The following is a 14,398-nucleotide window of genomic DNA, read 5'->3' on the forward strand; positions in this document are numbered from 1 at the left end:
TAAGAGAGAGCAGAGAACCGAACAGGAGATGGAGGGACCGGAACGTGTTTGGCATGAAAGATCTCATACAGCAGGCTCAGGGATTGCAGGCAAAGCTCAAGGACATACAGGACGATCTGGCTCAGAAGACCGTTACCGGGTCCGCCGGCGGAGACATGGTAATTGTCGAGGTCAGTGGGTCTCAGGAAATCATATCGATTAAGATAGAAAAAGAACTGATAGACCCGAATGAAATGGAGTTTCTCCAGGATCTGATCGTGGCCGCCACAAACGATGCTCTGAAAAAATCCCGTGACCTTCTTGCAGAAGAAATGGCCAAAGCGACGGGCGGACTCAAAATTCCGGGACTCTTCTAAGGCTCCTGCCGAGGATAAGGTGATCTTTCCGTGCGACCTCTCGAAGATTTGATCGAAGTTTTGAAACGATTCCCGGGGGTAGGCGAGAAAACTGCCACTCGGTATGCGTTTTACGTTATGCATGCCGGTGACGCCGATATCCAGCAACTGATTCGAGCGATAAAATCCGTCAAAGAAAAGTTGCGGCTCTGTTCGAGGTGCTTTCATCTCACCGATGTGGACCCGTGTCAGATTTGCACGGATAAACGTCGAGACCCCACGCGGCTCTGTGTCGTGGAAACTCCAATGGATCTGCTTGCAATTGAAAAGGCAGGTCAGTTCCGTGGTTTGTACCACGTCTTGCACGGGGTTCTCTCCCCTCTGGACGGGATAGGACCTGGAGACATCCGTTTCTCGGAACTCCTGGATAGGGTCCGAGATGAAGGAGTTCGGGAAGTGATCCTCGCATTCAACCCCACCGTGGAAGGCGAATCAACGTCCTCGTTTATCGCTGAACGGATCAAGAGCATGGACGTCTCGGTTTCGCGTATTGCGTACGGAATACCCGTGGGCGGTTCGCTGGAATACTCCGATCCGTTGACTTTGTCACGAGCTCTCGATAACAGAAAACCCATGTAACGGTTGAAAGACAGGGACACAGGGGCTGCCGTTCCTACCGGTTGGTTTGTCTTGAAAAATGTGCCGGCACGGAGGCACGGCACCCACCGGTATTCGAGAAGCACTTTTTCGAATCGGACAAACTGATATCTGCCATACGACTGTCATTGCGGACACGTTCTATGGTTTCATTGAGGACGCTAAATTACCGACGCGTCTCACAGCATCTTCAATTTCAGCAGACCAGAATCCTGCATTGAGACGAAGACAGTTCAGGTTCTTTCTTTTACTGGAAAAAACCGGGCCGGGTGCAATAGAGATTCCTGCCTCGAGCAACATCTCGTAAAGCTTTAATGTATTGACATAATCCGGACATTCCACCCAGAGGACGAATCCTCCGGAAGGTCGCGTTACGGTCGTGCCCTCCGGAAAACAGGTTTCTACAGTTCGAGCCATTGCTGCGGTTTGCGTTGCGTACACTTTCCGGATTCTTCGGAGAAGATGATCGTAACCTCCATTCGTGAGAAATTCGGCAATTGCGAGCTGAGTAGGCATTGGAGTTCCTACGGTACTCAACGTTTTGAGACGTTCGACCTGACTCTGAAATCGCCCCGGAGCAACCCAACCCACCCGATAACCCGCGGCAACGGTTTTGGAAAAAGAGGAACAGAGCAACACGAGACCTTTTCTGTCGAAGGCTTTTGCCACTGTCGGACGTTCATGGCTGAAACAGATATCACCATAGATGTCGTCTTCAATAAGAGGAATATCGCGGGATGCCAATAGTTCAACCAGTTCTTTTTTTCTGTCATCGGTCATGCAACTCCCGATGGGATTGCTGAAATTGGAAATTACCACGCACGCGCTTATCCGATGATGGTCCATGGCGTAACGAAGTGCCGAAAGACTAATTCCATCTTCTCGGTGTGTCGGTATTTCAAGGGCCTGAAGACCGAGCACCTGGATAACCTGGTGAAAACCGAAAAAAACCGGCGATTCAATGGCTACTGTATCTCCGGGATGACAGATCGCTCGCAAACACAGATGAACCGCTTCCAGGCAGCCGTTTGTCGTAACAATTTCGTCAGGCGTCAACAAGCAACCGGCAGTCATCGCGCGTCGGGCAATCTGCGTTCTCAGAGGTTTGTATCCTGGAAGAAAATCATACGATATGCTCTGATACTTGTGGCGGCGTGTTGCCACAGAAAGCGCCCTCGTCAAGCGATCCACCGGAAGGAGCTCCGGGTTCGGCAAAGCTCCACCTAAGGGCACAAGATCCCGGTTCCGCGGCGATCCCATGAGCATTACGCAAATTTCGCCGACACTGAGACTTTTGGGGACAGCCGCCCGTGAGGGAATTCGAGAATTTTCCGGACCGGAAGTGTTTTTCAATTGAGCCCGCACATAGTACCCCGACTGGGGCCTCGCTTCTATTACTCCCTGATTTTCAAGGTGAGCGTACGCGGCCATTACCGTGCTCAGACTGACTCCAAGTTGACGGCTCAATCCTCGTACTGAAGGTATTCGTTCCCCTGTTCTAAAAGTACCTTCCTCGATGAGTCGGGCGACTCGCGCTGCTACTTTTTCGTAGAGATTGATTCGTTCCCATTCCATTTCAAATCACTTTTCCTCTGGTTACGAGCTTGTATGAACCCTCTCAAACAGCGGCTTTCATATTGTATAAGTCATTGCCAAATAAATGACTGAAACTCAGCGCAGATGTTAGTCGAAAAATCCCCGTATTCCTATAGGCGCTAACTTATGGCGTTTTCGGTCGTTTGTTCCGGAGGAACAACTGACAATAGGCCGGCGATTCATCGCCGGATAAGGAAAAACCTAATGATTTTAGAGTCCCGGAGGGACGGCTGATACACAAAATCCCGGCAATGAATTACCGGGCTATTTTCTTTGGTCCCTGCGGGACAAAGAATTGAAGAAAAGTTAGCGCCTCTGCTCCCTATCCCCCTTTAATAAAGGGGGAATTAAGACGTTGCTCTTTCCCCCTTTTTGTAAAAGGGGGCTGGGGGATTTGAATCGGACAGGACATTTGACAAACACTATACACATATTCTGATTGCAGCCATCCATCTATTTGAAACGTCCAGCATAACAGATGAGCGTATTTGCATCCGGTACAGTCGAGGAATTCATGCAACTGTTACGGTTACAGAAGTGCAGGACTGAGTCTACGATTCTTCCGAGCTACGTTCCATAATGAAATTGCGGTCGGTAATGCCAATTTGCATTCAAAATCCCCCCATTCCCCCCTTTATAAAGGGGGGGTAGAGGCATAGGCGTTAAAATAACGTGCTTGATTCACCAAAATCCCCCTAACCCCCTTTAGAAAAGGGGGCGGAAAGCCAACTTCTGCTCCCCCCTTTGGTAAAGGGGGGCGAGGGGGGATTTTTCTAACCCATTGATTTTGATATGGCTCCATTCTTATTTTAACGCCTATGGGGTTAGAGGGGATTTTCGTCCAACTTTGAAAGCAAATTGGTATAACGCACGATCCTCTCCTGGCGCGATCTGGAATTCCTCTGAAAGGAGGCGAAGAGTATGAGAATCTTTCTTTCAGCATTGACAATTTGTTTGATGGTTGCATGCCGGGTATCGACTCTCGAGAGTATTTCTATAGGGATTTGCTTGCCGATAACCGGTCATTTCAGCACGAGGGGACAGTCAGCCTGGGAAGGCATCAAGGTTGCTCACGCTATGGAACCGCATGTCCTGGGAAAACCAGTGCAATTGAGACTGATAAATACAGGCTCCGATCCCGCGGGAGCTACGAATACCGCTCTCGCGGCCATTGAGAAAAATGCCGCTGTCGCACTTATCGGAGACATTTTTTCAGTCAACAGGGTTTCGATTTCACACTGCACGGAAAAGCGCGGAATTCCCGTTGTCACGATTCCCGACCCGCGGATGCCTCAGTCAACAGGAAATCATGCATTGAAGCCGTGCTCGAGCGATATGGAGCAAGCTAGTGTTGCTGCAAACCTTGCGATTCGTCATTTCAGTGTACGAACCGCTGCGGTTATCTATGACATATCTCAGGAGCACAGTATTTGCCTTGCTGCTCATTTTGCCAAAGAATTCCGGCAGGCCGGAGGCCGAATAGTCGCTGAGATCAGGTGCAGAATCGGAGACAGAGATTTCGCGGGACAGATAAATCGCATCAAGCTTGCAAACCCTGACATTCTGTATCTGCCCATCTATCATGTTGAATGTGCGCTTCTCATCAGACAGGCGAGAGAGAGCGCGATAAGCGTACCCGTAATGGCTACGGATGCAGTACAGGTTCCTGAATTTCTGGAATTGGGCGGTAAAGCAATGGAAAGTGTTGTTTTCACGCCTTATTTTCGTGAGGATTTCTTCAAAACGGAATCAGGGAAGCGATTTCCCGTTTGTTACGAAAACAGGAAAGGGAATAAACCTCAGCCTTGTGAGGCTCTGGCGGCGGAATCGTATTTTCTCGTACTTGATGCAATCAAAAGAGCACGTTCGTGCGATCCGCGGAACATTCGTGAGGCACTGGCAACCGGACCGAATGATAAGCCCTGCGTGTCAGAAAATGGGCAGTCTTCGAAACCCGCGCACCCATTGGTGGGCATAGTAAGGCGGGGAACATTCACTCATTTTTCAAACGCTCATGCTTGGGTTGGAACTGCAAAAGACACCCGGAATCCGGAGTCCATAACGGAAAGCAGCAGATTGCAGGATGGAAGTCGAGTATCAACTGATTGACAGCGAGTTCCGATGGTTCTTTGGAAGAGGGCACGACACACCATTTTGCATTCAAAAAGTGAATATTGTGGGAGCCTTCTTGTGAAGAATGTCCTCCCGAACCATCTCCAAGAAACTTTATCATTCGCCGGAACCTGGATTTCCTGGAAGGAAATTCGGGTTCTGGCGAGTGCCAAAAGTTCTTGAGGTGGGGTTCGGGGAGGAACTTCTTACAAGAAGTTCCTCCCCGATTTTGCTTCTTTGACTGCGAATCGATGTCAGTCCTGGCGCAGGGAATCCACGATTTTCAGTCGAGCGGCTCTCCATGCGGGGAACAGGCCGCCCATGAACCCCATGATCAATGCAAAAGCCAGAGTATATCCGGCGATTGCAGGAGTTAATCTGAATCCGAATGCCAACTCTGAAAAGGTTTCCCAGTTCACGGTGGAAATCGTCAAGAATTGAAGTACCGAACTGCAGACGATCCCCACCAGTCCGCCGATGAGCCCAAGTAAAAGGGATTCCGCCAGGAATGCCACAAGAATACTCGCCCGGCTGAAACCAATGGCTCGCAAAGTGCCGATCTCACGAATCCTGTTGGCGACCGCGGAGTACATAGTCACCATCGCGCCGAGAATTGCCCCGAAACTGAAAAACGTTGTCATGGCGATCCCGAGTATCCGGATGAATTTTGACATGACTTCGGACTGTTCTTTGTAGAAATCCATTTCACGTTTGACTTGGACCGTCAGACGAGGATCGTTTTCCAGCCGCTGTTTTAGTGATTCGAAGGCATGTCTACCGGGAACTCTTGCGATAAGGCTGGAATACGCATCTCGTCGAAAAGCTTGCATCAATTGATCCGCATCTGTCCATACTTCAGAACTGAAAGCAGTCTGCCCCGCGTCAAAGGTCCCAACTACAACCCAGTCCGACATGGCAAAATGGAGCGACCCTCCCAGGTGAGCGCCCTTCATGTTCTCAGCGAGCCCCTTACCTACAATAATCTCCCGCGACCCCGGTCTGAAAAGCCGACCGGCAATCAACTTCACTTGGGGACGCAGTTCCAGGGAATGCGGACCTACACCGCGCACGATGACGTTCGTCGGCTTACCTGTGGATCTCTTGGGAAGAGTTACGAGAACCAGGGCCTCCTTTGCAGCGATAGTTTCTCCAAGACCGTTTTGAGCAATTTCAGGCTGCACCTCGATAATAGATCCGGAAGATCGCTCTATGACACTGGCTACCTCAGTTTCCGCAGCGCCTCGCAGTACGATTGCATTTTCGGGCGAGCCGGTCTCCACAAGGGTTTGCTCGAGTCCTTCAGCAAGCATTAAAACCGCGGCGAAGACAAACGCGACTAAAGCCATTCCACCCGCTGTGAGCATAGTGGTGAGTTTTCTTGTCCAGAGATTTCGCACGCTGTAGGAAAAAGGTACAGGCATGAGTCAGCAACACACTCGCTCGAGGAATTCCCGGCCTGGACACGGCTCAAGCCGAACCTGGAATTCTGTTGAAAAAGATTCGGCCAATGAGGCTCTTACAGATTCCATGGAAACGGTGTCGGATAAAACGTCACTGATGCTTACCATTCGAGCCTGAGGCATCCCGCAGGAAACCATGAATTCGGACGGATCAAGCTCGAGATCCACATTGAGGCTGAATCCGTGGTACGTGACGCGGCGCATGATCCTGATGCCGATTGACGCTATCTTCCGGTCAGGGCCGGTCCAGACCCCTGTCTTGCGATCTTCTTTGAACGCGTGAACCCCCAATCGTGCGAGACCGCCGATGATAGTCCGTTCAAGCCGTCTGACGTAGTCCTTCACTGTTATCCGTAACGAGCGCAAATCCATAATGGGATAGCATACCACCTGGCCCGGTCCGTGATACGTTGCTTCTCCGCCCCGGTCCGAGTAGTAGAGCGCAATTCCTTTATTCAAGAGACATCGATCGGAAACAAGGATGTCCGAAGGGTTACCTCGTACTCCCAGAGTGATGGTGTGCGGATGCTCCAGGATGAGAATGACATCCGGGCAAGATTGTGACAGTCGCGCGGCTACAACGGCTTTCTGCAATTCAAGCGCACGGCCGTAATCCAATGTGGGAAGATTTACCAGCAACATCGGTGCACCGCATGTCTTATACGGACTTGCAGTTAAAATAGTTCCTTTCGATGCGGTAACACGGACCTACAGGGCAGGTCCGTGGCACCCAAGATTGAGATTGGGTCCGGATACAGGGGGTGCCACTGACCTGGCTTCGCAGGTCAGTGCGGTTAGCATCTTGAATGCAGCATCGTATTATCACATCAGGCCGGTGCCCTGATTTGGATTCACGCGCGGACCGTCTTGTATCCAATCGGTCCACGCGGCTTAAAATCATCACACTTTTTCTACAATAAGCGCGGCACCCATGCCGCCGCCCACACACAAAGTGGCAAGACCTCGCTTCACGTTCTCTCTTTTCATCATTTCGTGGAGAAGCGAGGTGAAAATGCGAGCCCCGGAAGCTCCAATGGGATGTCCGAGAGCAACCGCTCCACCGTTTACGTTCACTTTCTCGGAATCGAATCCGAGGTCCGCGGCAACTGCCAGAGTCTGCGCTGCAAAGGCTTCATTCGCTTCGATAAGGTCGATATCCTCAAGCTTGAGACCGGCTTTCTCGAGTGCTTTCCGGGTGGCCGGCACCGGCCCGATTCCCATGATCTTAGGATCTACTCCTGCCGACGCGTAGGATACGACTTTCACTTTTGGTTTTAGCCCCAATTCTTTCGCCTTCTCCGCGGACATAACGAGCACTGCCGCCGCGCCGTCATTTATTCCTGACGCATTACCGGCTGTTACGGTTCCCTGTTTTGTAAAAGCCGGTTTCAGTTTGCTTAAAGCTTCTTTCGTCGTTCCGAAACGCGGATGTTCGTCGGTATCGAATACTTTGGGATCGCCCTTTCGCTGAGGAATGACCACGGGGACGATTTCATCCTTGAATCGTCCTTCTTTAATCGCGCGTTCCGCACGTTGCTGACTCCCGGCACTGAACTCATCCTGTTGTTCGCGGGTAATTCCGTATTTCTCCGCCACGTTCTCCGCGGTCATGCCCATGTGGTAATTATTAAAGGCTTCCCAGAGACCGTCATGGATCATGAGGTCCACCATGGAGTCATCATTCATGCGTGCACCCCACCGGGCCTTGGTAAGAGCGTACGGCGCATTGGACATGTTTTCGGTGCCGCCTGCAATAACCACATCGGCATCACCTGCCTTGATCATCTGAGCGGCGAGAGAGACAGACCTCAAACCCGAGGCACATACTTTGTTGATTGTCAGAGCCGGGACATTCTCTGGAATCCCAGATCGAATCAAGACTTGCCGGGCCACATTCTGGCCCTGGCCTCCCTGAAGTACGCAGCCAAACACCATCTCGTCAATCTGAGCCGGGTCTATACCTGTTCTCTTTATAAGTTCCTTTACAACTATCGTTCCGAGTTCCACCGCAGGCACGCCTGTTAGGGCCCCACCGAAAGACGCTACGGGAGTGCGCACGGCATCTATAATGACAACTTCCTTCATAAAAACCTCCTGGTATCGTATACGCGAAGTCTGGCGCTCGGCTTTTTGGTATGCTCGATTGCCGATACGTTTACGGGCGGGTAGCACTCATGGAATATAAGCTCTCAGGTTCATTGGATCAAGCGTTCCGGCACTTTGATCTTTTTTTCCTTGTAATATCGAACCGAGCCTCTGTGCAATGGAACGTTTACTCCGTCAAGAGCTTTCTCCAGGGACATAGTCCTGCATGCAGGATGAACCTTCATAAGATATTCCAAATTCTCGTACAGAGTTTTCGTGAGAAGATACACGATTTCAGGACTCAAAGAGGCGGTTACGGCGAGCAGGTTGGCATGTCCGACGGTGTGTATCGCTTTATCCTGTCCGGGATAGGATCCTGCAGGGACGACTGTTGGGAAAACATTCTTCCAGCCTTCCTCTCTGGCTGCCTCCATCTGTGCCCCGGATATTTCAAGGAATCCCAGAGAGATTTTGCCGTCCTGAAGCAAAGAAGATAAAAGGGGGACGGGAACGCCTCCTGTAACATCTATTCCATCTACCAACCCCTTCTTGAGCGCTTCTACCGCCGCCTGGTTACTCATAGGACGAAATCTGACTTTGGGTTTTTCGTTTTTCATGGATTTCAGGAGCAATTCCAGAATGTATTTGTTTCCACTGTCCGGCAACCCTGTGGCAAGTGCAATGCCATCCAGATCTTGAAGAGTGCCCTTGTGCATTTTGTCGGATCGAATCACTATCTGAAGAACGTCCGGCCACAATGCTGTGATGCTGCGCAATTCCGGTAGTGGCTTTCCTTTGAAAAGCCCGTTTCCTGCCGCTGCCATCGAACAGAACAAATCTTCGGCAATGATCATGTCTGCATCTGCTATTCGAATGGCTTCTATGTTTTCCATGGAGCCTTCTGAAGAAGCCGCGGAAACCCGTATCCCTGCATCACGAAGCCGCGTGGTCCAGAGCGAAGCCATTGCGAGACCCACATGATAGTACGTGCTTCCATGCATTCCAGTGGCCAAGAGTATAGACACCCGCGCACGGTTCTTATCCTGACAAACCGCGTCGGTAATCCAAATGCATGCTGCACAGGCGAGTACAACAAACCAGAGCAATTTTCCGATCCCCAACAAGACGATCTTTCCTGTAACATGCCTATATGTCTTCATTCTGTAGTCACTGTCTCACAGTCCGCGTATGCTGCTGTTGCACTTTGCGATTTGTACTATTCCACTGACACGCTTTCTTGAACGCAAATCACGAGAGGAACTGCAAAGTTTTCGAAACGACTCGGGATTATAGACTTGACTTTACCGGTCCGCAACGGAATCTTTGACTGAGTCTTACTCGAGCAATGTCTCTTTCAAGAGAGAAGACCCTCAGTGAGTGTCAATATCCGTACTCGTCTCGTTATCGAGAAAACCGGCCATGGGGGCATGGTTTGATTTTCCGGAAGGAAATTGATGGATGATACGAATTCCTAAAGAAGAGATTCTGTTTATCGTTACAGTCGTTATCATATCTTCATTCGTAAATCTTCTTGAATGTTCCGGTCAGGCAGCCCGGAAAAGTGCTCCACAAAAGAAGAACGAGCCGAAATCGTGGTCTGCGCGCCAGATGGAACAGATCGAGAAGAGTATCGTGCACTACACAAATCGAGAGCGTGTGAAGAAGGGTCTAAAACCACTGCAACCCAGCGATGCTCTAAAATATACAGCCGGTAAGCACACGGAACACATGTGCGAGGCACAACTCCTGGCCCATGAGGACGAGGCTTTTCCGCAAGAATGGCGTACACTCTCTCAACGGTTGAAGATTGCGAACGTTCGGGCTGGGGCCGAAAACGTAGCTTACAGAACTATTGAAGCAAAGGGGGACACATGGGCTGAAGAGGTCGTGAAGGGATGGATGAAGAGCCCCCCTCATCGAAAAAACATTCTCGACAAATCTCAGAAATATATCGGCGTCACTGTTCTTCCGTGTAAGAACGAGATAGGCTACACAACTCAAGTATTTTCTCCAAACCCCGGCAGCATGCCTTGATATTGAGCAGCAAGGTATGTTACAGCAGCTATGTGCTTATAAAGACGGGACTCCGGATCGAGAAGAAAAATCAACAGCGGGCCCAGGGGAATTTTACATGTTTTGGAAATATGTACGGCTCGGGATAATTTGTGCAGTGCTCGCTGGAATTGCGTCATGTGCCGGTCCGAAGCCTCAAACCAGAACACCCGAAGAAAGTTCAAGAATTAAGGAAGAGGACCTGACCACTCCGCGAACTCAGCCGGAACAGTATCCTGCCGACCCGTCTCAAGTGACTCCAGTTCCTCAGGGAGGTTCGCCCCCTGCTATAGACCCCGGCTCAAGGCAGCCGCGTAAGTTCATCTTTCGTGATCGAAAAGGCGGCTGAAACGAGGGTGACCTTCGGTAAATTCCGCAAGGGGAACATTGAAGGTTTGAGGCTGTCAGTATTGATAATTATACCTTGATGTACATGAGGCAAATTTTGTTTTATTGGGCTGACCGGAAAATTGTGAAAATTGTTTGTAAGATTACGTCAGATTTTACGATTTCTTCCAATTATGTACTGAGATACTGACGGAGTTTTTCCTTCTAATGGCGAATTTATTATGTAATACTCAATTCTTGTTGATTGCCGCGACTAATCTGTGTTTGTTCCTCGTGGTTTCCACCTGGAGTTTTCTTCCCATAGTTATTGTGGAATTAGGAGGAAACAGTATCGACGTGGGCCTTGTGATGGGCTCAATCGGCGTCACCTCGCTTGCAGCTTTACCCTTTATTGCTCCACTTATCGATTCCTGGGGACGAAAGACTTTCATTGTTGGCGGTATCCTGGTCATCGGATTGACCAATGCGCTTTTCATGCTCTTCGATTCCTATTCACCGCTCATGATTTTCATTCGATTGCTGCAAGGAGCAGCCTTTGCGGCATGCTTCAACGGGTGCGCAACAGCCGTGGTGGACATTGTGCCCCCTGACCGGCGAGCACAAGGGATAGGACTCTTTGGCATTTCCGGGTCTCTTGCCGTATCGGTAGGACCGTACTTGGGTGAGTTGTTCCTGATCCACTGGGGTCGAACAGCGTATTTTTCACTTCTGATCGCTTTCGGACTTACAGGGTTTTTTACCGCTCTGCTGATGAGGAGCACGGAAAAACGTACGAGTCAGAAGAAGATCCAAGGATTTTTCCTGACAGCTTTGAATGACGGTCACATCGGCCCGATGCTCATGGCCGCTGTATTTGGGTCGGGATTTGCGGCAATGAATACATTTTTTCCGCTCCTGGCCAAGTCATTGGGAATACAGGCAGGTTTGTTTTTCGTTTTTTACGGCATAAGCCTGCTGAGCGTGCGAATCTTCGCAGGCCAACTCGTCGATAAAGTGAACAGAGACCGGCTCATTCTCGCCTGTCTCGTGGGGTTCGGTGTTCTGCTCGTTTCCACATCTCAACTTGCGGTGCGATATGAGACGATCCTTCTCGGTAGTTTCTTCGGCATACTCCAGGGGCTGTCATATCCTTCCATGATGGCGAGGATGGTGGATCGCGCGGGCGAACACAATAGAGCAGTAGTTGTGTCGCTGTTCACCGGTTCTTTTGGGGTAGGACTCAACGTATCCGTTCTTGCCTGGGGAGTGATAGCGGACAGCAACGGCCTGCAGTTTATGTTCTTAATGGGTGGACTTGCAGTGTTCGCATACGCATTCATAGCTCTTTGTGCTTATATGGTATCGCCTGCGGCGGAATCGGCACTCCCGGAAAGAGCTATTCTGGAAACCGAGCGCGATTAACCAAGAATCGCTCGTGCTAAAAGAGAGTATCCACTCCGTATCGCTGCAATAGATCTATGAGGTCGTCCATATCTCTTTCCTGGGCGATGGCGAGCGGAGTCTTTCCCGACGCATCGGCAGCTTCCGCATTTGCACCCCATGCGAGAAGCAGTTCCACGATATCCAGGTGTCCTTTCTCACAGGCCCAGAGCAAAGCAGTCTTTCCTTCCTTATCCGTTAGCTCCAGATCGGGACCAGCCGCAACAATGCATTTTACAATTTCCGGCTTGCCGCTGAGGCATGCCCACATAAGTGTGGTATGCCCATAATTGTCAGTTATGTCGATCTCTACATGCTCGTCTATCAGGAATTCGACCAAATCGGGATCTCCGTAAAGCACTGCCCAGACCAGAGCGGTTCTTCCTCCTTTGTCCTGAAGGTTCGGATTCGCGCCTCGTGACAAAAGAAGTTGCACCACAGACAGCTTATTTTTGTAAGCTGCCCACATGAGCGGAGTCCGGCCGGCTTTATCCCGGGAGTTCACGGCAAGACCTGCCTCGATAAGCAACTCCACATCTCCGACACTGCCGTTCACGCACGCCTCTATTAGTGCCTCGGCATCAGTTTCGCGACGTTCCGTGATCACAGTAGCCGTATTGAGAGAAGGCTCAGGATCTGATTGCGGTTCCTGAATTGGGGCCGGCTCAGGGTTCCGAATGAACGTTGAGGCCCCCGAGTTGGCCAGGAGTTGGACCACTGAGGCGTGTCCCTTGACGGAAGCCCAGGCGACGGCGGTGAGACCTGCATTGTCTTTCAACTCGGGGTTGGCTCCCCGTTCCAGAAGCAGTTGTACAATGGGTTCATTTCCCTTATAAGCCGCCCTCATGAGAGCTGTCAAACCGTGAGTATTCCTGGCATCGATTTCGGCTCCGCGATCCACCAGATAATTCACCGTCTCGATTTGACCTGACGAGCAGGCCTTCATGAGGGCTGATTTGCCATCCTTATCCTGTTCCTGGAGGTCGGCACCACTCTCAACCAGGAGCCGTACTACAGGCATATGGCCTCGATAGGCCGCTCGCATAAGTGCAGTTAATCCATAGCGATTCTTGGCATCGACCCGAGCCCCGGATGCGATGAGAGATCGGACAGCCTCGAGGTTCCCCTGACCGGCTGCCTCGATCAAAGACTCGTTGTCCGGTTTACCAACTGGCGCCTCTACCAGGAAGCCTCTGTCTAATGTCAACTCCAGTGCTTCCGTTCGACCCTGATCGGTAGTATTCAGCATAGCCTCGATGGTTTTTTCCGCCTCTGCGGTAATGTTTGCTCCCCGTTCCAGGAGCAGTTCGACTACCTCTTCATGTGATTCCTGAGATGCCCAAATAAGAGCCGTAAGACCCGCTCGGTCTTCGATATCGAAATCGGCCCCAGTATCCAGAAGAAGGTTCACAATGTTAATCTTACCTGCTCTGGCTGCCCACATAAGGGCCGTCCGGCCCGCTCTGTCCTGAACATTTATTTCCGATCCGCCGTCGAGGAGACATTTGACTATAGGCAAATCTCCACGATCGCACGCCACCATCAATGCAGTCCAACCCGCATGGTCCTGAATGTTGAGATCCGCGCCTTTTTCGAGAAGCAATTCCACAGTCTCTCGCGTACCCCTTTGGACAGCTTTCATCAGTGCTGTTCGTCCTGCCTTATCGCTCAGATTCACGTTTGCGCCGCGCTTGAGCAGGAGATTGAGCATTCCCAGATGACCGTCGGAGACGGCCCGCATAAGAGGAGTCCAACCTCTGTCATCCTGAGTGTCGATATCAGCCCCTTTGTCCAAGAGCCGCGTCATGGCCATTATCTGGCCGGTCATCATTGCCGCGAACAGTGCAGTTCGTTCTTCTTTATTCTTTATTTCGGTTCGAGCGCCCTGAGCCAAAAGCAATTCAAGGAATTTCAAACGGCCTAGCTGGGCTGCCATCATCAGGGGAGTCCGACCTTCGCCGTCCTGGCAATCCAGATTGAGTTTTCTGGTCATCAACAATCGTGCGCTCAGCAGTTGATCGGCAACACAGGCTGCCATCAAGCACGATGTACCCTTCTCGTCTTTTGCATTTACATCGGCTCGCGAATCGATCAAGAGCTTCACTATACGAGCAGTGCCTGACCCACATGCCCGCAACAGGGGCGTGGCACCGGTTTCGTCTCTCGGGTCCGGATCCACACCTTTCTTCAAAAGCTGAGCAACTCCGTCCGTGCTCCCTTTCTGGATAGCCTCAAACAAGAGTTTTGATTTGTCCCTCATGAACAAAGCCATAACATTCCTCGGTCAACCGAATCTCGGTGTTAAACTGAAAACAAATGTTGCAGCAAGCGCCC

General features: G+C 50.9%; 12 protein-coding genes. 6 read left to right on the forward strand and 6 right to left on the reverse strand.

Annotation, left to right across the window (positions count from 1 at the left end; translation table 11 throughout):
• Nucleotides 1-53 precede the first annotated feature (53 nt).
• Nucleotides 54-356, forward strand: coding sequence for a YbaB/EbfC family nucleoid-associated protein (locus DESTI_RS24960; RefSeq protein WP_211213843.1), 303 nt, complete (start codon nt 54-56; stop codon nt 354-356).
• 30 nt (nt 357-386) lie between these two features.
• Nucleotides 387-974: a recombination mediator RecR gene (gene recR, locus DESTI_RS24965; protein ID WP_014812747.1), complete on the forward strand. Its 588-nt coding sequence runs from the start codon at nt 387-389 to the stop codon at nt 972-974.
• A 159-nt stretch (nt 975-1,133) separates the two neighbouring features.
• On the opposite strand, the gene DESTI_RS24970 is transcribed toward recR, so the two are convergent.
• Entirely contained in the window at nt 1,134-2,567 is a 1,434-nt protein-coding gene (locus DESTI_RS24970; protein WP_014812748.1) for an aminotransferase-like domain-containing protein, read from the reverse strand.
• Nucleotides 2,568-3,509: 942 nt separating this feature from the next.
• On the opposite strand from DESTI_RS24970, the gene DESTI_RS24975 reads away from it, so the two are divergent.
• Nucleotides 3,510-4,697, forward strand: a complete 1,188-nt coding sequence (locus DESTI_RS24975; protein ID WP_014812749.1) for an ABC transporter substrate-binding protein — start codon at nt 3,510-3,512, stop codon at nt 4,695-4,697.
• Nucleotides 4,698-4,954: 257 nt separating this feature from the next.
• On the opposite strand, the gene DESTI_RS24980 is transcribed toward DESTI_RS24975, so the two are convergent.
• The 4 genes from DESTI_RS24980 to DESTI_RS24995 form a co-directional block, all read right to left on the reverse strand.
• Nucleotides 4,955-6,121, reverse strand: a complete 1,167-nt coding sequence (locus DESTI_RS24980; protein ID WP_014812750.1) for an ABC transporter permease — start codon at nt 6,119-6,121, stop codon at nt 4,955-4,957.
• 3 nt (nt 6,122-6,124) lie between these two features.
• Complete coding sequence (gene lipB, locus DESTI_RS24985) at nt 6,125-6,802, reverse strand: lipoyl(octanoyl) transferase LipB (RefSeq protein ID WP_014812751.1); 678 nt, start codon at nt 6,800-6,802, stop codon at nt 6,125-6,127.
• 258 nt (nt 6,803-7,060) lie between these two features.
• A complete protein-coding gene (locus DESTI_RS24990; protein WP_014812752.1) occupies nt 7,061-8,245 on the reverse strand; it encodes an acetyl-CoA C-acetyltransferase in 1,185 nt (394 codons plus the stop codon).
• A 110-nt stretch (nt 8,246-8,355) separates the two neighbouring features.
• Nucleotides 8,356-9,405 (reverse strand): TAXI family TRAP transporter solute-binding subunit, encoded by a 1,050-nt coding sequence (locus DESTI_RS24995; protein ID WP_083846884.1) that lies wholly within the window; start codon nt 9,403-9,405, stop codon nt 8,356-8,358.
• Nucleotides 9,406-9,703: 298 nt separating this feature from the next.
• Here DESTI_RS24995 and DESTI_RS25000 point away from each other — a divergent pair, with 298 nt between their 5' ends.
• From DESTI_RS25000 to DESTI_RS25010, 3 genes are all read left to right on the forward strand, one after another.
• Entirely contained in the window at nt 9,704-10,279 is a 576-nt protein-coding gene (locus tag DESTI_RS25000) for a CAP domain-containing protein (protein WP_014812754.1), read from the forward strand.
• A gap of 97 nt (nt 10,280-10,376) precedes the next feature.
• Entirely contained in the window at nt 10,377-10,646 is a 270-nt protein-coding gene (locus tag DESTI_RS25005) for a hypothetical protein (protein ID WP_157212269.1), read from the forward strand.
• A 206-nt stretch (nt 10,647-10,852) separates the two neighbouring features.
• Complete coding sequence (locus DESTI_RS25010) at nt 10,853-12,046, forward strand: MFS transporter (RefSeq protein WP_014812756.1); 1,194 nt, start codon at nt 10,853-10,855, stop codon at nt 12,044-12,046.
• A gap of 16 nt (nt 12,047-12,062) precedes the next feature.
• Here DESTI_RS25010 and DESTI_RS25015 read toward each other — a convergent pair whose 3' ends face one another.
• Entirely contained in the window at nt 12,063-14,336 is a 2,274-nt protein-coding gene (locus DESTI_RS25015) for an ankyrin repeat domain-containing protein (RefSeq protein ID WP_014812757.1), read from the reverse strand.
• Between the last annotated feature and the right edge of the window lie 62 nt (nt 14,337-14,398).

This window comes from Desulfomonile tiedjei DSM 6799 (assembly GCF_000266945.1).
In the GTDB taxonomy this organism is placed as follows: Bacteria; Desulfobacterota; Desulfomonilia; order Desulfomonilales; family Desulfomonilaceae; genus Desulfomonile; species Desulfomonile tiedjei.

Bases quoted from the DNA above. Each gene is read 5' to 3' on its own strand.
- DESTI_RS24960 (WP_211213843.1), top strand. From the start codon at position 54: ATGAAAGATCTCATACAGCAGGCTCAGGGATTGCAGGCAAAGCTCAAG.
- DESTI_RS24970 (WP_014812748.1), bottom strand. From the start codon at position 2,567: ATGGAATGGGAACGAATCAATCTCTACGAAAAAGTAGCAGCGCGAGTC.
- DESTI_RS24975 (WP_014812749.1), top strand. From the start codon at position 3,510: ATGAGAATCTTTCTTTCAGCATTGACAATTTGTTTGATGGTTGCATGC.
- DESTI_RS24980 (WP_014812750.1), bottom strand. From the start codon at position 6,121: ATGCCTGTACCTTTTTCCTACAGCGTGCGAAATCTCTGGACAAGAAAA.
- lipB (WP_014812751.1), bottom strand. From the start codon at position 6,802: ATGTTGCTGGTAAATCTTCCCACATTGGATTACGGCCGTGCGCTTGAA.
- DESTI_RS24990 (WP_014812752.1), bottom strand. From the start codon at position 8,245: ATGAAGGAAGTTGTCATTATAGATGCCGTGCGCACTCCCGTAGCGTCT.
- DESTI_RS24995 (WP_083846884.1), bottom strand. From the start codon at position 9,405: ATGAAGACATATAGGCATGTTACAGGAAAGATCGTCTTGTTGGGGATC.
- DESTI_RS25000 (WP_014812754.1), top strand. From the start codon at position 9,704: ATGATACGAATTCCTAAAGAAGAGATTCTGTTTATCGTTACAGTCGTT.
- DESTI_RS25005 (WP_157212269.1), top strand. From the start codon at position 10,377: ATGTTTTGGAAATATGTACGGCTCGGGATAATTTGTGCAGTGCTCGCT.
- DESTI_RS25010 (WP_014812756.1), top strand. From the start codon at position 10,853: ATGGCGAATTTATTATGTAATACTCAATTCTTGTTGATTGCCGCGACT.
- DESTI_RS25015 (WP_014812757.1), bottom strand. From the start codon at position 14,336: ATGGCTTTGTTCATGAGGGACAAATCAAAACTCTTGTTTGAGGCTATC.